General features: G+C 41.8%; 15 protein-coding genes. 10 read left to right on the plus strand and 5 right to left on the minus strand.

Annotation, left to right across the window (positions count from 1 at the left end; all coding sequences use genetic code 11):
* Positions 1-930: 930 nt before the first annotated feature.
* Positions 931-3,075 (minus strand): S46 family peptidase, encoded by a 2,145-nt coding sequence (locus KTV93_RS10485; protein ID WP_218248909.1) that lies wholly within the window; start codon positions 3,073-3,075, stop codon positions 931-933.
* A 128-nt stretch (positions 3,076-3,203) separates the two neighbouring features.
* Positions 3,204-5,186, minus strand: a complete 1,983-nt coding sequence (locus tag KTV93_RS10490) for a heavy metal translocating P-type ATPase (RefSeq protein ID WP_218248910.1) — start codon at positions 5,184-5,186, stop codon at positions 3,204-3,206.
* 87 nt (positions 5,187-5,273) lie between these two features.
* On the opposite strand from KTV93_RS10490, the gene KTV93_RS10495 reads away from it, so the two are divergent.
* The 5 genes from KTV93_RS10495 to KTV93_RS10515 all read left to right on the plus strand — a co-directional run bounded on the left by KTV93_RS10495 (position 5,274) and on the right by KTV93_RS10515 (position 10,856).
* Positions 5,274-5,699, plus strand: coding sequence for a hypothetical protein (locus KTV93_RS10495; protein ID WP_218248911.1), 426 nt, complete (start codon positions 5,274-5,276; stop codon positions 5,697-5,699).
* Between the two features lie 13 nt (positions 5,700-5,712).
* On the plus strand, positions 5,713-6,183 hold the full coding sequence (locus KTV93_RS10500; protein ID WP_218248912.1) for a hypothetical protein: 471 nt from the start codon (positions 5,713-5,715) through the stop codon (positions 6,181-6,183).
* A gap of 228 nt (positions 6,184-6,411) precedes the next feature.
* Positions 6,412-8,352 (plus strand): 1,4-alpha-glucan branching protein GlgB, encoded by a 1,941-nt coding sequence (gene glgB / locus KTV93_RS10505; RefSeq protein ID WP_218248914.1) that lies wholly within the window; start codon positions 6,412-6,414, stop codon positions 8,350-8,352.
* Between the two features lie 28 nt (positions 8,353-8,380).
* Complete coding sequence (locus KTV93_RS10510) at positions 8,381-9,787, plus strand: glycogen synthase (protein ID WP_218248915.1); 1,407 nt, start codon at positions 8,381-8,383, stop codon at positions 9,785-9,787.
* Positions 9,788-9,887: 100 nt separating this feature from the next.
* The gene (locus tag KTV93_RS10515) at positions 9,888-10,856 is read left to right on the plus strand and encodes a L,D-transpeptidase (protein WP_230259152.1); all 969 of its coding nucleotides are present in this window, start codon (positions 9,888-9,890) and stop codon (positions 10,854-10,856) included.
* 12 nt (positions 10,857-10,868) lie between these two features.
* Here the strand turns inward: KTV93_RS10515 and KTV93_RS10520 are convergent, their stop codons facing one another.
* Both KTV93_RS10520 and KTV93_RS10525 read right to left on the minus strand, forming a co-directional pair.
* Positions 10,869-11,396: a hypothetical protein gene (locus tag KTV93_RS10520; protein WP_218248917.1), complete on the minus strand. Its 528-nt coding sequence runs from the start codon at positions 11,394-11,396 to the stop codon at positions 10,869-10,871.
* Complete coding sequence (locus KTV93_RS10525; RefSeq protein WP_218248918.1) at positions 11,386-12,717, minus strand: PDZ domain-containing protein; 1,332 nt, start codon at positions 12,715-12,717, stop codon at positions 11,386-11,388. Before KTV93_RS10525 ends, KTV93_RS10520 begins: the two co-directional genes overlap by 11 nt.
* 88 nt (positions 12,718-12,805) lie before the next feature.
* Between KTV93_RS10525 and KTV93_RS10530 the strand changes: the two genes are divergently transcribed.
* The 3 genes from KTV93_RS10530 to KTV93_RS10540 all read left to right on the plus strand — a co-directional run bounded on the left by KTV93_RS10530 (position 12,806) and on the right by KTV93_RS10540 (position 16,643).
* Positions 12,806-15,346 (plus strand): phosphoenolpyruvate carboxylase, encoded by a 2,541-nt coding sequence (locus KTV93_RS10530; RefSeq protein WP_218248919.1) that lies wholly within the window; start codon positions 12,806-12,808, stop codon positions 15,344-15,346.
* A gap of 10 nt (positions 15,347-15,356) precedes the next feature.
* Positions 15,357-15,716 (plus strand): DUF2200 domain-containing protein, encoded by a 360-nt coding sequence (locus KTV93_RS10535; RefSeq protein ID WP_218248920.1) that lies wholly within the window; start codon positions 15,357-15,359, stop codon positions 15,714-15,716.
* A 144-nt stretch (positions 15,717-15,860) separates the two neighbouring features.
* A complete protein-coding gene (locus KTV93_RS10540; RefSeq protein ID WP_218248922.1) occupies positions 15,861-16,643 on the plus strand; it encodes a 4-hydroxy-tetrahydrodipicolinate reductase in 783 nt (260 codons plus the stop codon).
* Between the two features lie 37 nt (positions 16,644-16,680).
* Here KTV93_RS10540 and KTV93_RS10545 read toward each other — a convergent pair whose 3' ends face one another.
* Positions 16,681-18,294 carry a S8/S53 family peptidase gene (locus tag KTV93_RS10545; RefSeq protein WP_230259154.1) on the minus strand — a complete coding sequence of 538 codons (1,614 nt, stop codon included), beginning with the start codon at positions 18,292-18,294 and terminating at the stop codon, positions 16,681-16,683.
* Positions 18,295-18,633: 339 nt separating this feature from the next.
* On the opposite strand from KTV93_RS10545, the gene KTV93_RS10550 reads away from it, so the two are divergent.
* Complete coding sequence (locus KTV93_RS10550) at positions 18,634-19,758, plus strand: DegT/DnrJ/EryC1/StrS family aminotransferase (protein WP_218248923.1); 1,125 nt, start codon at positions 18,634-18,636, stop codon at positions 19,756-19,758.
* 67 nt (positions 19,759-19,825) lie between these two features.
* On the plus strand, positions 19,826-20,845 hold the full coding sequence (gene galE / locus KTV93_RS10555) for a UDP-glucose 4-epimerase GalE (protein ID WP_218248925.1): 1,020 nt from the start codon (positions 19,826-19,828) through the stop codon (positions 20,843-20,845).
* Positions 20,846-20,911 lie beyond the last annotated feature (66 nt).

The raw sequence follows: 20,911 nt of genomic DNA on the forward strand, positions 1-20,911 counted from the left end.
ATTGAAGTTCTTTTTTGGCAGAGGATGTTGAAAATTATATGAATTATGGGACTCGTTTTCATACACTATCCATACGCTATCCATGAAGTATCCATGAAGTATCCATGAATGGGACATGAAGTTGAGCCGTCCCGAAATAACTATACAGTTTTTTAGATAAATCCCCAACTTAGTTATTAAGTTCTTTTGTTTCATTCTTTCCTATTTTTTCAAAGGAATCAGCGATCCGCCCTTGGCGGATTGTCTTGAAACAAAAGAACCAAAAAATGACTCCTTTTTTAATCTGGTTCATTTTAGTCGTCGAACCTTCGGTTTCAAGACTGGATCTTTTTGCCTCATCTCTTTTATATTTTTATTTGAATCGGCGATCCGCCTGTGGCGGATTGCTAAAAAATACCAATTATTTCCACAAAATCCCCAAACTGACTCCCTTTGGTCGTCGAACCACTTCGTTAGGTTTCGGGCGAAAATATTAATGGTTTTGAATAATGAAATTATTTGCCGCCACTCAAACAGGGGAAATTTTTATGTGGTTAAAACTAGAGAAGGGCGTCTGAAAGAAATTCGATTTTTTTTGACGCAAAAATCTCCTAGGTCGTGTTGGGGATATTAAAGGAGATTTTTACGGTGAACACTGAGAAAGTACCGGGAACAATACCTGCAGCTTTTTTACACTTTTGAACATCTGGCTCTTAAAAAACTTTTGTGACTTTTGCGGTTTAAGATTTAACCACAGAGTGCACTGAGGTTTTATGGTGAACACTGAGAAAGTACAGTGAACAACATGGTGCAGCTTATGTATATTTTTTTAATGTTATGAACATGAAACTTATATGACTTATGTGGTTAATCAGCAGTAGCTCCAGTTACACAAAAACAAAAAAAAACGCGCTCGTAAAAGGCGCGTTCTTTATATAAATGTACTGATACTTACTTCACGATTTTCATCTCGTTAAGCAGCCATTTTGCGTCGGCGTATTTATCAACGATAAAGAGAATGTATTTGGTGTCGACCATAATGTTTCTGCTGAAACGCGGGTCGAAGTTGATATCACTCATCGTGCCTTCCCACTGTCTGTCGAAGTTTAATCCGATGAGGTTTCCGTTGGCATCCAAAGCCGGACTTCCGGAGTTTCCGCCGGTGGTGTGGTTGGTGGCGGTGAAGTTTACAGGAACATCGCCCGTACTGTTTTTATAGATTCCGTAATCTTTTCTGTTGTAAAGGTCGATGAGTTTTTTTGGAACATCAAACTCGTAATCTCCCGGAACATATTTTTCCATCACGCCTGATAAATGCGTCTGGTAGCCATAATAAAGCGCATCTTTCGGGTTGGAGCCTTTTACTTCACCGTAAGTTACCCTAAGCGTAGAGTTTGCGTCAGGATAGAAGGTGCGGTCTTTGTCGGTTTCCATTTGCTGTGCCATGTATTTTTTCTGAAGCACATCAATCTGTTTCTGATACTCTGCGTATTTACCATCTGTTTTCCCAAGATAATTTTCTCTCATCGTGGTAAAGAGTTTCATCAGAGGATCATTCTTAAGATTCTGAACCAACGCATTAGGGTCAGCAAAAATTTTATCAAGTCCGGAATATGCAGTTGCACCATTGAAAGTCCCGCGTCCTGTGATTACCGAATTTTTTGAAAGTTCTTCGATGGTCTGAAGGTTTCTGTTCACGTCTTTGTACTGGTCGAAACCTGCAGGTAAAAATTCAGGTTTTACGCGGTTTGCATAAAGCGCCAAAACTTTTGCCGTTACTTTAGCGTCCAGCTCAGGATCATAATTTTTGTAGACTTCTGCAAGTCTGTTCTTAAAGTTTTCGAGCGTTTTAGCATCCATTTTTCCGGCTTCCACCGCGTTTGCAAAGCTGAAATAGTTGTTGGCCAGCGAAAGGGTTTCTGCATTTCTGATGACTTCAGAATAATATGCTCTGCTCAGCGCATACGGAGCCTGTTCGCTGTAGAGTCGGTTGAACTCATCCAACGTGGTTTTCACCTGTGGGTTTTTCGCCATCAGCGACTGCTCATACCGCTGCTTTTTTCCTACAGCGTCAGATTTTGTGAGGCCTTCAACTTCACCTTTCCATTTTTTCCAGTAATTGGCAACGCTGGCAAATTTGGAAGCGTATTTAATTTTGGTTGCCTGATCCGTACGCATTTTTTCGTCGAGCGTTTTCAGGGCAACGTCTCGCACATCAATCATTGCAGGATCAATTTCTGAGCGGATTTTCTCTACCGCAACTGAAGGCAGATATTCTGTAGTTCTTCCCGGGAAGCCGAATACGAAAGTAAAATCACCTTCTTTTTTGTCTTTGATGGAAACCGGAAGGAAATGCTTAGGCTTGTACGGAATATTGTCTTTGCTGTATTCCGCAGGTTTATTGTTTTTATCCGCATAAATTCTGAACATCATGAAATCTCCGGTATGTCTCGGGAACACCCAGTTGTCGGTATCTGAACCGAATTTTCCGATGGAACTTGGCGGTGCGCCCACCATACGGATATCTTTAAAGGTTTCGATGATGTACGCGTAATATTTGTTGCCGTAATACATCGGGCGGATGACCACTTTCTGGTGTGGCTCTGTTTTAAAGGATTTCGAGACTACGTCGATATTGTTTTTAATCACCTGCTCTGCCTGTTTGGCGTCGAGATTGGCAGTATTTCCAAGAATCTGTCCTGTAACGTCTTTAATGTCGAGAACAAAATCTACCGTTACTCCGGGATTTGGAAGTTCTTCGCCCATGTTTTTCGCCCAGAAACCGTCAGCCAGTAAATCATTTTCTACGGTGGAGTGCGACTGGATATTGTCGTATCCGCAATGGTGATTGGTGAGGAGAAGTCCTTTCGGAGAAATAATTTCTGCGGTACAGCCTCCGTCGAACTGCACCACTGCATCTTTGATGGAAGGTTTTGAAGGATCGAAAATCTGTTTGGCAGAAATCTTCATTCCCATTGACTTCATTTCTTTTTCATTAAGTTCCGTAGGAATCCACATTCCGCCATATTGCTGGCCAAAAGCCATTACCGCAGGAAATATCACCGCCGCAAGCAATATATTTTTCTTGTTTATCATAAATCTTTAATTATATCTGAGGATTGAAATCAGTTTTCAAAATTCGGTCTAAAAATAAGGAATTTTTGTGAACCGCGAAACAGCCCAGCTTACGGGTGAAAATCAGAAAAATCAGAAAGAATTGGGCGTTATTTTTTAGTAAAATCCATATGTTGAATACGCACGGCGTTGAGGATGGCTAAAAGGGCTACACCAACATCCGCAAACACTGCCTCCCACATCGTTGCCAAACCGCCAGCGCCCAAAATCAGAACTACGGCTTTTACCCCAAAAGCCAGCGCAATATTCTGCCAGACAATTTTTCTTGTTTCCCTGCCAATTTTTATTGCCATGGGAATTTTAGAAGGTCTATCGTCCTGAATCACGACATCCGCAGTTTCTATGGTCGCATCACTGCCGAGACCGCCCATCGCGATGCCGACGTCGCTCAATGCAACAACCGGTGCGTCATTCACACCATCACCAATAAAGGCTACACTTTCATTCAGTGATTTTATCTCTTTTACTTTATTCACTTTGTCTTCGGGCAGTAAGTCTCCAAAAGCGCTGGTAATGCCGATTTTTTCAGCAACTTCATTTACCACTGCCTGTTTGTCGCCGCTCAGCATAGTAACTGTTACACCAAGTTTTTTGAGTGCGGAAACCGCAGCTACAGAATCCTCTTTGATCTGGTCTGAAATGGTGACGTAACATGCGAACTTTCGGTCGATAGCGACTGCAATCAGGGTATCCGCAACTTCTGAATGGTTGATGTTGTGACTGATGCTGAATTTATCCATCAACTTAAAGTTTCCTGCGAGATATTCTTTCCCGTCTATTGTGCCTTTAAGTCCGCGTCCAGCGATCTCTTCGAAATCACTAATCTGTACAGAATGGTCAACTTCACCTACGTGTTCATGAATTGCAGTGGCAATAGGATGGGTAGATTTGCTTTCCAGGATATTGAGTCTATGCAGAATTTCCTCTTTATTAAAACCTGATTCCACGGAGACCTGCTGCACTTTGAAAACCCCTTCAGTCATCGTTCCGGTTTTATCCATCACCACATTTTTTACGCTGGCAAGTGTATCCAGAAAATTGCTTCCTTTAAATAAAATTCCGTTCCGGCTACCGGCCCCGATGCCGCCAAAATATCCCAGGGGTATTGAAATCACCAGAGCACAAGGACATGAAATCACCAAAAATACCAATGCGCGGTACAGCCAGTCCCGGAACTCATAGTTTTCAACAAGAAAGTAGGGAAGCAGGCATATTGCCACTGCCAGAACTACCACAATCGGCGTATATATTTTGGCAAATTTGCGGATGAAAAGTTCGGTCGGGGCTTTCTGTGAACTGGCATTCTGGACCATTTCAAGAATGCGCGAGAGTTTGGAATCTTCGTAAGCTGTATTGATTTTTACTAGTGACAGCGTGTTGATGTTAATCATCCCTGCCAAAACAATGTCCCCGGCTTTTTTGTTGTCGGGTTTGCTTTCACCGGTTAGAGCAGCGGTGTTGAATGACGCGTTATCCGAGATTAATTCGCCGTCCAATGCCAGCTTTTCACCGGGCTTCAGCTGAATAATCTGGCCCATTGTGGCGTCTTTGGCTTTAATGATTTTGGGGATGTTGTTTTCTATAACCGTCACTTCCTCAGGCCGCTGGTCTAGTAATGTTTTGATATTGAGTTTGGCTTTCTGCACCGCTAAAGTCTGAAAAACTTCGCCGACGGAATAAAAGAGCATCACTGCCACCCCTTCAGGATATTCGCCAATGGCAAAAGCACCTACAGTGGCAATGGTCATCAGCAAAAATTCGGAAAAGAAATCTCCATGTTTTATACTTAAAAAAGCTTCTTTAATTACAGGTAATCCTACAGGAACATAAGCGCCCAGATAGAAAATGATGCGCAGCCAATCTTTAAACCAATCCGGTTTCAGCCAATAGTCAAAAGCGATTCCCGTTACAAGAAGAGTAAAAGAGACCGCAGCGGGAAGAAAAAGCTGGAAAACCGTTTGATCTGTATTGTCATGTGAATGGCCGTGACCGTCGTGGCCATGTTCATCATGTTGTTTAATCTCAGAAACGGGCTTTTCATCTTCACCTGTGGTACAGCATTCTTTTGACATAAAATGGGAGTATTTCTCTCGAATATACAAATTCAGCACCACAAATTTGTGTGGCATCACTTTTGAATTTCAAGATTAAACTTAAACATGGATTTTCTTTACGAGCAGCTTATCTGGCTATTTATTATTGCAGTTCCGGTGGCGTGCATTGCGTGGACGGTGACTCATGAGGAAATTTTCCGGGAGCCCAGGGAATATTGCGTCCGAAAATCACAGGAATGTAAGAAACTGTATGAAAGGAAATTTTTTTATCTGTTCACGTGTGAATACTGTTTCAGTCATTATATCACTGCATTCTTTCTGATCGTGACGCAGTACAAACTTCTGTTTGATGACTGGCGGGGGTATCTGATTTCTTTTTTTGCGGTCGTTTTTGTAGCCAATGTTTATATGAGCCTTTTTGCTTATCTGCGCCAGAGTCTTAAAGTCGAAAAAATTGAAGCCAAACTTAAAGATAACGAATGGCACGAGGTAAAAGAAGATATTCCTGAAAAAAATAATACGAAACACTAAAAAATAAACCATTATGGACAAGAACGAGAGACTTCAGCGCTACGAATATGAGGAGTATACCGTAGTCACCAATTTCGAAACCTATCAGGATATTCTGGATTATGCTGCAAAACACAGCGGAGAGCTCATAGAAGTTGGGTTTACCGACGGATCCGACAATCCAATGCCCAATACCGACGGAAATCTTATTGCTGAAAAGAAAACTTTTAAAGTAGGGCTGGATCCGGAATATAAGGTACTGTATTCTTATGATGAGGGATTTCAGGAAATGGCAGAAGAGATTCTGGAAGAAATGAAAGTTATCGAAAATGATATCGCTCCCGAAGACTGGCTTGCAGACCAGAATATCGCAACCGGAGACCGGATCATCGTACTGCGCGATGGCGAAGTAAATACCGTAACCACCAGAGAAAGAATTAAGTTCCTCATGCGCGGTAATCTTTACGAACTTGCAGTAAAAGTTCCTAAATCAGCCGAGGATTAATTTCAATATTTAAAAGTTATTTCCACTTTGAATTTCAATTTTTTTGGAATTTGAGGTGGATTTTATTTTAAAGCTCAGTTCAGTTCCCAAAAAATAAAAACTCATCACTATTTATTTCTGTTTTAACAGATTCTCTCCGCTTTTTATCTTAATTTTGGATATATTTGATGGATTAAAGGGAGTCGTTGCATCTCGCTGAATTCCAAAAAAACTATAAATCCGGAAACCATGGAAAAAGTTCTTCCTCACTCGTTGTTTACAGACCACGATATTTACCTTTTCCGCGAAGGAAAGCACTATAAACTTTACGATAAATTTGGGTCTCACAGTGTTGAATCCCACGGACTGAAAGGCGTTTACTTTGCAGTCTGGGCACCGTTCGCGAAGGAAGTCTCAGTGATCGGAAACTTTAACAACTGGCATTCCGAAAGTCATAAGCTTCTGCCCAGATGGGACGAGTCGGGGATTTGGGAAGGTTTTATTCCAGGTTTGAACTGGGGCAATCTCTATAAATACGCCATCCGTTCGAATACCGGCGTCCTGCTGGAAAAAGGCGACCCGTTTGCACTCAGTTGGGAACAGAATGCGCAGGCCAGTTCTGTTATTTCTACGACCTGGTACGAATGGACCGACAAAAACTGGATGGCCAACCGTGGGAAAAAAAACAGTCTGGAAGCGCCGCTTTCGGTGTATGAAATGCACTTAGGATCGTGGATGCGCGGGGTTGATGATCCAAACCGGTTTTTTAATTACCGGGAAATTGCTGAGCGGCTTGTTCCGTATTTAAAAGAAATGAATTTCACCCATGTGGAATTTATGCCCGTGATGGAGTATCCTTACGATCCGAGCTGGGGTTATCAGGTAACCGGTTTTTTCGCCGCTACTTCGCGTTTTGGCTCGCCACAGGATCTTATGTTTTTGATTGACGAACTTCACAAAAACGACATAGGAGTTATTCTCGATTGGGTTCCGTCGCATTTTCCGGGCGATGCCAACGGACTTCATTTTTTCGACGGAACTTATCTGTATGAACACGAAGATCCAAGAAAAGGGTTCCATCCCGAATGGAAGTCACATATTTTCAATTACGGAAGACCTGAAGTAAAATCTTTTCTCATTTCCAACGCCATGTTCTGGCTCGACCGGTATCATGCAGACGGGCTTCGCGTTGATGCGGTTACCTCTATGCTTCATCTGGATTATGCCAGAAACGACGGCGAATGGGAACCCAATACCGAAGGCGGAAACGTAAATCTGGAAGCCAAACAGTTTCTGCAGGAATTCAACACCGCAGTGTACAAGGAATTTCCTGATATTATTACGATTGCGGAAGAAAGTTCAGATTTTCCCATGCTCACAAAACCTGTTCATGATGGCGGAATCGGTTTCGGAATGAAATGGATGATGGGCTGGATGCACGATACGCTTAAATATTTCAAAGAAGATCCAATCAGCAGAAAATATCAGCATAATAAAATTACGTTCGCCTCCATGTACATGTATAATGAAAATTATATGATGCCGCTTTCGCATGATGAGGTTGTACACGGTAAATCGAGTTTGATTTATAAAATGCCCGGCGATGAATGGCAGAAATTTGCCAATCTGCGTGCATTATACACTTATATGTACACTCATCCGGGCGGCAAACTGCTGTTTATGGGAAATGAATTTGGCCAGACCGGTGAATGGAATTTCAAACAGAGTCTCGACTGGCATTTGCTGCAGTATCCTGTTCACAAAGGGTTGCAGGACTACGTAAAAGACCTTAATTCAGTTTATACGAAAGAAACGTCACTCTATGAAAATCAGTTTAAACCCGAAGGTTTTGAATGGGTAGAGGCCAATGATGATGACAATTCAATCTTTATCTACCTTAGAAAAGGCAGAGAGGAGGCTGATGTAACCATGACGGTTCTGAACCTTACCCCCAGAGTTTTTGATTATAAAATAGGGGTTGATGAAGGCAGCAACTGGGAGGTAATCCTAAATTCAGATGACGAAAAATATGGCGGCAGCGGTGTAAAAGCCGAGATTGTAGATGAAGAAGATGATGAATGGATGTACCGCCCGAACGCTATCATCCTGAAGTTACCGCCTCTTGCCGGTGTTGTTTTGAAACAGAAAAAACCGGTTCAGATGATCAAAAAACCAAAGTCAGCCGGATAAATTTTAAATCTCCGGCCTAATAACGCCTATGAAAATCTTTAATCTTTCCCTGGAATGTTATCCGGTTGCCAAAGTTGGCGGCCTGGGCGATGTTGTAGGCGCGCTGCCTAAATACCTCAATAAAATTGAAGGAGTTGAAGCCAGCGTGATTATGCCGTGGTATAACAAACCTTTTGTTCACGAGCATGAATTCGAGATTGTTTTCGATGGATGGATTCACCAGAGTCATCATACTTTTCAGGTTCAGGTGATGAAAGAAAAATCGAAAGTTCTGGGTTTCGATTTGTTTCTTGTGAAAATTCCCGGGCTTTTAGACCGCAACAATCCTTATGGTTACTGGGACGAGAGCCAGCAGTTTCTCGCTTTTCAGCACGGCGTCCTTCACTGGTTGACAGCGATGCAGATCCGTCCGGATATTTTGCACTGTCACGATTATCACACGGGTTTAGTGCCTTTTATGATTGAGAACTGCCCTGAATTCAGTTTCCTGAAAGGCGTAAAAACGATTGGCACCATACACAACGGCGAATATCAGGGACAGATGAAGTGGGAAATGTTGAGCTATTTTCCGTGGTTTTATGGGGAACAGTGGGGACTTCTCGACTGGGATGGGATGATCAATCCTCTGGCGGCAATGATTAAATGCTGCCATGCCTTCAATGCCGTTTCGGAAGGTTATCTTCAGGAACTTTATCAGAGTTTCCGTGGTCTGGAAGGTCTTGTGCGGCAGGAACATGCCAAAGTGTACGGAATCATTAACGGGATTGACAGCGATGTTTGGGATCCGGCCACCGACAGTTTTCTGGATTATAATTTCTCCAGGGATGAAGCGGAAACAGGTAAACGCAAAAATAAAGTGGAACTCTGCAAAGAGTACGGTCTGAATCCTGACCTTCCACTCTTCGGATTTATCGGGAGATTCGCGGGTGAAAAGGGGGCAGATTTGCTTCCCGATATTGTCTGGAAAAGCATTCAGGAAACTTATGGTGCTCTCAATATTATCATTCTCGGTTCTGGCGATAAAAATATCGAACTTCAATTAAGTGAACTCACCAAATATTATTCAAATTTTGCTTTGGATTTGGGTTATAAAGAGTATCTGTCTCATAAAATTTACGCTTCCTCAGATTTTTTACTGATGCCGTCAAGGGTAGAGCCCTGCGGACTGAATCAAATGTATGCAATGCGTTACGGAACTGTTCCTATTGTAAGTTATACCGGCGGTTTGCGGGATACGGTAGAAGATATTGCGACCGGTGGCAGCGGTCTTAATTTTGGTGATGCTACAGCAGAAGACGCGGTACATGCCATTCACCGCGCTTTGCATATTTATCATCAGGAAGAACTCATGACGGATCTTGTACAATCGAATATGAGTTTTGATTTTTCCTGGGAAAAGTCTGCCCAAAAATACATGGAGATGTACAGGCGGTAATTTCGGATGTAAATTCAGGATAAAACATTGAAAAATTCTTTATTAATGGTACTGTTCTTGCAAACTGTTCACATTTTAACGATCAATGTATATGACTAAGATGAAGAATTTACAGCCTGCAAAACTTATGATTTTCGGAATTTCGCTTGTTTTTTTAACCCAATGTAAAAAAGACCAGCAACTTCTCGGAAACGAAAACCATCAGCCTATCACTCAAAATGATTCCATCACTGCTGCCAAAGCCGATTCAGTAAAAAAAGCTGAAGAAGAGAAGAGCAAAGTGACGTACCGGTCAATCATTTTCCCTAAAAACAAAAAAGATTCTGCGATGCGTGCTTTCAAGAAAGAGTTCAGCGCAGAAGAGCAATATACAATTCTGGCACTCAACCGTCTTGATTCCAAAAACAGCTGGCGTGCCGATACCCTGTCGATTCCTGATAAAATCGACCCTACTTTGATGGCTTACTCGCCATTTCCTGCCGAAGTAGAAACGCTGAGTAACGTAAAGAAAATGGTTTTTTTCTCTTACCCGATACAGGCCTACGCTTTATACGAAAAGGGTAAACTCATCAAATGGGGACCTACAAGTATGGGAAAGAAATCTGCACAGACCAAACGCGGGCTGATGTTTGCGAACTGGAAAAAAGAACTCGCCATTTCAACGGTAGACAGCGAATGGAAATTACCATTTAATGTTAACGTTCACAATACTTTGGGGATTGGCTGGCACCAATATGATCTGCCGGGATTTCCTGCTTCACATTCCTGCCTGAGGCTTCTCATGAATGATGCGAAATTTCTTTATAACTGGGTAGATACCTGGATTCTGAATAAAGGAGGCGCTACTTTGAAGGCACACGGAACTCCGGTAATTGTCTTTGGCGATTACAACTGGGGCGGTAAAAAACCATGGAAATATCTGAGTGATGATGCGAATTCCAATGAGATCTCTCTGGATGAAATCAATGATATTATAAAGCCTCACCTCGATAAAATACTGAAGGAACAGCAAAACAGAGAAGAGGTACTTTCTCAAAAAGCAACTGAAGAGCAAATGCCGGCGGCTTAAACTGAAGCAGATTTACTCCGTGTCTTTTTTGAATTCAAGAATCGACTGTTCCGCGAATTTCCTTAATTGCTGCATTTCAGATTTTGCTTTCTGCTGTCCGAGTCTTGTGGCTAAATAGGTTCCAGCCAAAAGCAAAAGCATGATAAATGAAGCTGAAAGCGCCCAGGGGAAATCACTGCTTTTAATTTGCTTTTCCACGAACCAGATGGTGATAAAAACCATCCACAGAATCCCGAAAATAAAATAGAGGAACATAAAGAATGTCCACACCGCCGAACTCGGTCCGAAAACCCCGCGGATTACCGTTTTGTTTTCTTCAGTTTCCGTGCGGAGCGAAAGGCAGGGTTTCAAGTAATCATCACCATCTGTTTTTACGGTGATAACAGCGGTTTCCGAATTAACGTTTCCTGAGAATTCACCTGATTTAGAGGCCAGAAAATCTTTAAGAAAAGCGGTGTAATTTTCCCTGCTGATGTCAGTTATCATTTTAAATCTTGGTCTAACCCGGATATGGTCGATTACGGTTTCTTCAATTTGCATCCTGATACGGTATTGGATCTACTAATATTATTTGAAATTTAAAGGTTTGGCTGTTTCTTTCGACTTCGAAATTCACTTTCGTTCCGTCGTCGCCGCGCATTAAATTATTGATCTGCTGCAGCGTATAATTGCCTGCCTTTTTTTTATTAATGCTCAGTATTTTGTCGTCTTTCCTGAGTCCGGCGATATAGCACGGCGAATCCGGGCGGCAGCCGGCGACTGAATATTTCGGCTTCAGGACGAAGTTGTACTGAAATCCTTCCTTGGCATCGTATACTTTAGTTCCCTCGCTATCGTAACTTTTTTTAGTTTCGACCCTTACCAAATCGCTTTCCCAGGTCATTCCGTCGTGCTGAATATCCAAACCGCTTTTATTGAAGAGAAAAGGATCTTTGAAATGCGTGTTTTTTCTAAAATATATCTTTTTTTCAGGATAGTCGAAGATGACAGTAAACCGTCGCAAAATGTCACTTCCGATGGAGCCTTTCCGGTCCGGAACCAGCCTTAAATTCTGTATCGAATACTCGTCGGGCATTGCTGTTAGAGGTTTTTCAAAAATATAGTCTCCGATGTAGAGTCTGTGGATCCGGCTTCTCTTACCGAAAATATCGCCATTAAAACCCTGGCCCAGATAATCATCAATATTCGGGCGGTTATAAACAAAATCTTTAATGAGTTTCGGGAACAGCCAGATGGCATCACTGTTTCCCAAATCGATTAAGAGTTTAGAATCTGTTTTCCGGTTGGTCATTTCCACTCCGGCCGTGATATAAGGTTTGTTGCCTTCAATGCTGACCGGGAATTCCTGAAATCTTTTATTGCGGTTCGTAAAGGTTTTGCTGTCATTGAAAACCGTAATTTTTTTCCTGATATAGTCGATCTCTACGGGATGGTTTTTAAAAAACTGATACCCGATAATTCCGTTTACAGGGATTCCGACATGCGAAGAAAAATTAATGCTCTCATCTAAAATGATAAACACCGTATGGGTGTAATCCTTGTAATCTTTACCGATGTTCACAATATTATTATCCGATCTGAGGCCTTCAATATCTTTACTTTCACCAAGTCCGGAAAATTTTATTTTTTCAATATCGTTGAAGTTAATTTCCTTGTTTTCCAAACTGAAAAGTATGGTTTCATTCACGCCTGAATCCACTAAAAAAGTAAGATCGGCTCCGTTAATATTCAGCGGCACGAAAATCAGATTATTGATCAGCTGAAACGGGATAACGGTTTTTTTCCGGTCCGAAATTTCAAATCCTTTCTGCGCCGTAAAAAACGAGAATGCCAGAAGAAACAAGACGGTTAGAAATTTCATATTATGAAGATACAATATTTCTGTTTCGATTTCTTTAATTTTAGAAAGATTCAGACCAACAAATTTTAAAAAGAATTAAATTTGTTATATGCAAAACGAAGAGAAAGCCGAAAAATTCAGACAGACCGTCGAGAATAAGTTCCAGATTTACAACTCATTATTTATGAGTTTGCCTTACGATAAAATGACTAATATCGGTATGCTGCTGCCTTTTCTCTATGAAGAAAGCAAAGCAGGATACGAAGAGGGAAAGAGTCCGGAAGAAATTGTAGAAGAGTTTTTCAGCAAACATACCGAACTGGAAACCGAAGCGCAGAAAACCGAACTGCTGTTCAAAATCATTCAGTATATCGAGAGGCAGGTTGTTCTTTTCGACAGTATTGAAGACGCGGCATTTCCCGGACTTCATTCGGAAAGCGAAGCGGGGACACTGCTGCAACTCCACGAACGGGCTTTACAGGAACATCAGCTGGAAGCGACCAGAAAGAAAATAAAAGATTTTGCAGTAAGGGTGGTCTTCACAGCGCATCCGACTCAGTTTTACCCGAATTCTGTACAGCGGATTCTGCACGATCTGCGGTCAGCAATTATGAAAGATTCGGTGACGGAAATCGATATGCTTCTGCAGCAGCTTGGTAAAACACCTTTTCTAAACAGGGAAAAACCCACGCCGCTCGATGAGGCGATGAGTATTATTTTTTACCTCAGATATGTATATTACGATTCCATCGGCGAGCTTTACAGAAAGATCAAAAACTCTTTTGGCAACGATCATTTTGTGCCGCCTCACGATATTTTTCAGCTGGGATTCTGGCCCGGCGGTGACCGCGACGGAAATCCCTTCGTTACTGCAGAAATCACGCAGAAAGTGGCTCAGGAACTGCATATTTCAGTTCTTAAATCCTATTATGAGCACCTGAAAAACCTGAGAAGAAGACTGAGTTTCCGCGGTGTTTCTGAAGTTCTCGAGCAGTTCAGTCATGAACTTTACGATGCGATTTTCAAGGAAGAAAAAATCACAGCGGAGCATATTTTAAGCAGAATCAATGAAGCAGACCATATTCTGACCGCGCAGCATAACGGACTTTTCAGAAATCTTCTGGAAGATTTCAAAGACCGCGTAAGAATATTCGGAACCCATTTTGCAACACTGGATATCCGCCAGGACAGCCGAGTCCATCAAAGCGTAGTTGATGAAATTATCGCCAAAAAGTCCGGACTTGATATGCAGAATATCACCACCGAACATAAAATAGAATGGCTGCTGGAAACGGATGTTATTTTAGACCCGAGCGATTTCGAAGGGATTACCAAAGACACGCTTGAAAACATTTATAACATCAGAAATATTCAGAAGAATAATGGAGAAAGAGGCCTCAGCCGCTATATTATTTCAAATTCTGATGAGGTGAAAGATGTGCTGAATGTGTTCGGAATGTTCAGGCTTTGCGGTTACCGCGAAGAGGAAATCAACATCGATATCGTTCCGCTTTTCGAAACCATGGAAGGTCTGGATGCCGGTGAAAATGTAATGAAAGCACTGTATGAACTCCCGGTTTACAGAAAACATCTGGAAAGAAGAGGTAACGCACAGACCATTATGCTTGGTTTTTCCGACGGTACCAAAGACGGCGGCTATCTGAAAGCCAACTGGGAAATCTATGAGACCAAGGAACAGCTCACCAGAATTTCAGACGAGAATAATATCAAAGTCATTTTCTTCGACGGACGCGGCGGTCCGCCAGCGAGAGGAGGAGGGAAGACCCACGATTTCTACGCTTCTCAGGGAAAAACCATTGCCAACAATAAAATAGAAATCACGATTCAGGGACAGACGATTACAAGTGTTTTCGGGAACAAAGACCAGGCAAAATATAATTTCGAACAGCTTTTAACTGCCGGGATTGAAAATGATGTCTTCAAAAATTCAAAGAAAGATTTAACAGAAAAGGAAAGAAATCTCATTCAGGAACTCGCGGAAATCAGTTTCAGGAAATATTCAGATTTAAAGGCGCACCCGATGTTTGTACCGTATCTGCAGGAAATGAGCACGCTGGAATATTATGGAAGAACCAATATCGGCAGCCGGCCAAGCAAAAGAGGCGGAAATAACGAACTCAAGTTCGAGGATCTGCGTGCGATTCCGTTTGTAGGGTCGTGGAGCCAGCTGAAACAGAATGTTCCCGGGTTTTTCGGGTTTGGTTTTGCTTTGAATGAACTGAAAATACAGGGAAGGTTTGACGAGATACACGCGCTTTACAAAGGGTCGGATTTCTTTAAAACCTTGGTGCTGAATTCCATGATGAGCATGAACAAATCTTATTTTCCGCTCACGTATTATATGAAAAACAATGAGAAATTCGGAAGTTTCTGGAATGTGCTGTTTGAAGAGTATGAACTTTCAAAATCAATGATGCTTGAATTAACCGGCTTTAAAATGCTGATGGAAGAAGAGCCGCTTTCGAGAAAGTCGGTCAAGATCAGAGAAAAGATTGTATTACCGCTATTGAGTATTCAGCAATATGCGCTGATGAAAATCCAGAAGAATGAAGGCAACCGGGAAGCGTATGAAAAACTGGTGATGCGGTCGCTGTTCGGGAATATCAATGCGAGCAGGAACTCGGCCTAAATTTATTAAGATGGACACTAAAAATACCCGCATCTATCAAATGTCTTTTGCCGGCGTTTATCCGCACTATATTGCGAAAGCAGAAAAGAAAGGCCGCACCAAAGCTGAGGTTGATGAAATTATTTTCTGGCTCACGGGCTACGATAATGACGGCCTTCAAAAAGTGATTGAGGAAAAGACAAATTTCGAGGATTTCTTTAATCAGGCGCCTAAACTCAATCCCGGAGTTTCTAAAATCACCGGCGTCATCTGCGGTTATCGTGTCGAAGATATTGAAGATCCACTGATGCAGAAAATCCGGTATCTCGACAAACTCGTTGATGAACTGGCGAAAGGTAAAACCATGGACAAAATCTTAAGAAAAATTTAAAAAGGCCACAATTGGCGAATTGTAATACCCACGTAGTCAGTGTGTTGTTGTATTTAATTTGAAATTTCGTATATTAAGCTCGCTTAAATCTGCTGCAAAATTCAGGTTTCTGCCAACAAATACGAATCAAAAAAAACAGGACATATGAAAATAGGATTACTGGGATTTGGAAAAACAGGAAAGGCTGTAGCCGCGGTTATACTTCAACACAAAGAATTTTCGCTCGAGTGGGTGTATCGCCGAAGCGCAACACTTGAAGGCCGGGATGTACCGGAATTTTTGGGTGTGGAATCCGATCAGCCCGGACGTATCTACTCCGCGGCCAAAATTGACATACCTGAACTTATTGATCAACATCCTGTTGATATTATTATCGATTTTTCGTCCGAAACCGGAATCTATGTTTATGGTGAGTCTGCAGCGGAACGCAGGATAAAAATCATCAGTGCTGTTTCGCATTATGGTGATGAAGAAAAAGCGCTTCTAAAAAAACTTTCAGCTAAAACCGTTGTTTTCTGGAGCCCGAATATCACGTTGGGCGTAAATTATCTGCTGTTTGCAGCGCAGTTTTTAAAAAAAATAGCTCCGTGGGTCGATATTGAAATCAATGAAGAACATTTCAAAGAAAAGAAAGGCCTGTCCGGCACGGCTGTGAAACTTGCCAATGCACTCGAACTGGAAGAGACCGATATAAACTCAGTAAGGGCCGGCGGAATCGTTGGCAAACACGAGGTTATTTTCGGATTTCCTTACCAGACAGTGCGGCTTATTCACGAATCAATCTCACGCGAGGCGTTTGGGAATGGTGTTGTATTCGTAGCTGAAAATATCAAAACCAAAAAACCGGGACTTTACAGTTTTGAAGATATTTTGATCCCGTATTTTTCGCCGCAATATATCGAACAGGCTGACCACAGCAACTTTTAAGCATAAAAAAAGACCTTCATTTGAAGGTCTTTTTTATTTACTGCTTGATAAGCTTTTCAATGTACTCGCCGGTACCGGTTTTTATTTTCACAAAGTAAATACCTTTACTCAGTCTTTCAATATTATAGGTTTTCGAATCCTGAAGGTTCTGAATTTTCCGTCCTAAAGTATCGTAGATTTCGACAGATAAAACTTTTTCCGAAGTTTCAATGGTAAAATAACTGACTGCCGGATTCGGATAAATGTTAATTCCTGATTTGGTAGTGCTTTCTGCAGTGGCCAGTTGGGCATCGCTTAGGGTTTGCGCAAAATTTAAGATTCCGTAACCCATCTGCGCGGTATAACCCGGATAAAGTGAAGCGTTTTCCCTAAGAAGATTTCTTAATACCGGTAAAGGTCTATTAGGAACGGCCTGAATCAGACATGCTACACCGCCTGCAGCAAGGGGAGTGGCAAACGAAGTTCCGCTTCCTGAAGTAGGACCGTTATTGTAACCCATTGCAGTATCTGTTCCGCGTGCACTAGTATCCGGTTTTATTACGCCCACCGAATTAGGTCCGTAAGATGAAAAAGAAGAACTCGCACCTGTATAAGTTACCCCTCCGATGGTAAAAACTTTTTCATTGTCCGCGGGAGTAATGATATATTTCCAGGGCTTCAGCGCTTCATTTCCGGCGGCTGCCAGTACGAAAATTCCTTTTTCTACCGCGATCTGGGCAGTGCGCGCAATAAATGAAGTGGTACCATTCATATCAGAATACAGCAGGTTATAGCGGCTGTCATCAAAATCATAATATCCCAATGAGGTCGAAATAACATCAACACCTTTTCTGTCAGCCTCTTCGGCTGCTTCAGTCCAGTAGATCATTTCCTCAGGAATTTCGTTGTAAGCATCTTCGGTAGCATAAAGGTAGAAATCTGCATCGGGCGCCGAACCTACATATTGATTCTGCACATAACCTGCAATCACACCCAGACAGTAGGACCCGTGATTACTGAGCGCGGTGCTGTAAATATCACTGTTCTTACTGATAAAATTATACCCGCCTTTGATCTGTCCGTTATTCCGGATTCGTGCAAAGGCTGATCCTGTATTTACGGTTGGAAATCCGGTGTCGATCACTGCGATCGTTACGCCGGTTCCTGTATATCCTGACACATGCAGCGGCCGAAGATTGATCTGGTTGATTTGTGAAAGTCCGGTTCCGTAATTAAAATCGGTTTTGCCAACGGTATTGTTAAAAACTTCGAACTTATTTACTTTTTCAGGATTTGTTTTTCCGCCACCTGTAGGATGTTTGATGAAGCGTTCTACAGACTGAACGTAAGACTGTGCCTGAATCGTTGCAATTTGGGCAGTGGTTGCATTTACCGCGACACCGTTCATCCATTTCGAATAATCTGTTACGGTGAAACCCAGATTCCTGATGTTCTGAACGTAGGACTGTTCCAGCGGTGCATCCTGATCATTTAGTGCAATGCCGTATTTTGTCCGCCGGTCAAGCGATTTCTGTGAAAGTTCACTCAGTGGATTTGCATAAAAAGCAGCTTTGTTCGGTTTGTCTTTAAAGAAAACGAAGACCAGTTCCGTTTGAGCGCTTACAAAGGTAAAAACGATCAGAACGAAAACCGAAAGTATTTTTTTAATCATTTCAGTAATTATTAAATTCCTTCAAAATTAGTAAAAATGCTGAAAATTTAATGCGGTTTTCGTGATTAAATTTTCGTCCCACTAAATAAGACGATATATGTTTTGATTTTCGCTAAAGTATGTTTTTTGATTAGAGCGTGGCTTTCGATGGTGCCGGCTTTTAGTTTTACAGAATTTATGTCGCACTGTAAACACTTTCCAAAACATATTGCGTTTTGCTTTCGCCCAAAATTTAATTTTCTTAAATTTGAGCAATATTCCGGATGTCGGACGTGATACACATTCTTAAAATTATCAACTTTAAATCACGTTACCGGCGGGATAAAAAATAGAGTACTTATGAAAAAAATTCAGATGGTTGACCTTCAGAGTCAATATTATAAGATCAAAGCTGATGTAGATAACGCAGTCCTTAATGTACTGGATTCTGCCGCATTTATTAACGGTCCCGAAGTAAAATCTTTTCAAACTGAACTTGAAGCTTATCTGGATGTAAAACACGTTATCCCGTGTGCTAATGGAACCGATGCTTTACAAATTGCGCTGATGTCGCTGGATTTGAAGGAAGGCGATGAAGTTATTACGGCAGATTTCACTTTTGCTGCCACCGTGGAAGTTATTCATCTTCTTAAACTGAAATCCGTTTTGGTTGATGTAGATTATGATACGTTCACTATGGATATCGATAAACTGAAAGCCGCGATTACTCCGAACACCAAGGCAATTATCCCTGTACATCTTTTCGGGCAGTGCGCCAATATGGAAGAAATTCTAAAAGTTGCAAAAGCCCACGATCTTCATGTTATTGAAGACAACGCGCAGGCAATTGGTGCAGATTTCACGTTTTCTGACGGGGCGGTTAAAAAATCCGGAACAATGGGGATTCTCGGAACTACGTCATTTTTTCCTTCCAAGAACCTGGGCTGCTATGGAGATGGCGGTGCAATTTTCACCAATGATGATGAACTTGCCCACAAAATCAGGGGAATTGTAAATCACGGCATGTACGAAAGATATTACCATGATGAGGTGGGTGTGAATTCGCGGTTAGACAGTATTCAGGCGACGGTTTTAAGAAAAAAACTTCCGCTTCTTGATACTTATAATGAAGCGCGCAGAAAAGCTGCGGATTATTATGATGAGGCTTTCGCTGGAAATCCTAATATCTTAATTCCTACCAGAGCAGAAAATTCAACGCACGTTTTTCACCAGTATACTTTAAGAATCCTGAACGGAAAGCGCAACGAACTGCAGCAGTTTTTAACAGAAAAAGAAGTTCCGGCAATGATTTATTATCCGGTTGCACTGAGAAAACAGAAAGCTTATTTTCAGGACAGTGACGATAAGGATTTCGTAAATACTGATAAACTTTTAGGTGAAGTAATTTCGCTTCCTATGCATACCGAACTGGACGAAGAGCAGCAAAAGTATATTGCTGATGCGGTTCTGGAATTTATGAAATAGTTTCATTAGTTAAACTTCACCCATCACCCATCACCCATCATCCATCACCCATCATCAAACATCTCATATGACCATACTCGTAACAGGCGGTTTAGGCTATATCGGTTCACACACCGTTGTAGAACTTTTAAAAAATAACTTTCAGGTTATCATTGTTGATGATCTTTCGAACTCAGAAAAATTTATCTTAAATAATATTGAAGAAGTAGCGGGCAAAAGACCGGTATTTTTCCCCTTCGATCTGAAAAGGAAAGAACTGCTTTCCCAGGTTTTCGACGCTTATGAAATCGACGGGTGTATTAATTTTGCAGCATACAAAGCTGTAGGTGAAAGCCAGGAAAAGCCCATCGATTATTACGAAAACAATTTATTTTCTTTAATCAACATTCTGCAGGAATTTAAAGTGAGAAATATTTCAAACTTTATTTTCAGCTCTTCATGCACTGTTTACGGACAGGCAGATGAGCAGCCTATTGATGAAAATACGCCACTGAAAACTCCGGAATCCTCCTACGGTAAAACCAAGCAGATGGGGGAGGAGATTCTTAAGGACTTCGCTACCGCCCATCACAGAAAAGTTTCACTTCTGAGGTATTTCAATCCGATCGGTGCACATCCAACGGCTTTGCTCGGTGAGCTTCCAATCGGTGTTCCGAATAATCTGGTGCCTTATGTGACGCAGACCGCTTCGGGAATCCGGGAGAAACTTAATATCTGGGGAAATGATTATGAGACTGAAGACGGAACAGCAGTCCGCGATTATATTTATGTGGTAGATCTTGCTAAAGCTCACGTAAAAGCTTTGCAGAAACTGATCGCTTCCAACGAAGATACCGTAATTGATATTTACAATCTGGGAACAGGAAAGGGTTCATCGGTTTTAGAAGTCGTTGAAGCTTTTGAAACAGCAAATGACGTTAAAGTTCCCTACCAGATCTGTGAAAGGCGGGCAGGAGATATCACCATTGCTTACGCCAATGCCGATAAAGCAGAAAAAGAACTGGGCTGGAAAGCTGAAACTTCGCTTGAAGAGGCACTGCGTACCACCTGGGAATGGCAGAAATACCTTGAATCCAGAAATAATTAGTGGAATAATATCGCTTAAACTCTAAAAACAACAGTCCCGTTCAAATATCGAACGGGACTGTTTTTA

Origin of the sequence: Kaistella faecalis (genome assembly GCF_019195395.1) — a bacterium.
GTDB lineage: Bacteria > Bacteroidota > Bacteroidia > Flavobacteriales > Weeksellaceae > Kaistella > Kaistella faecalis.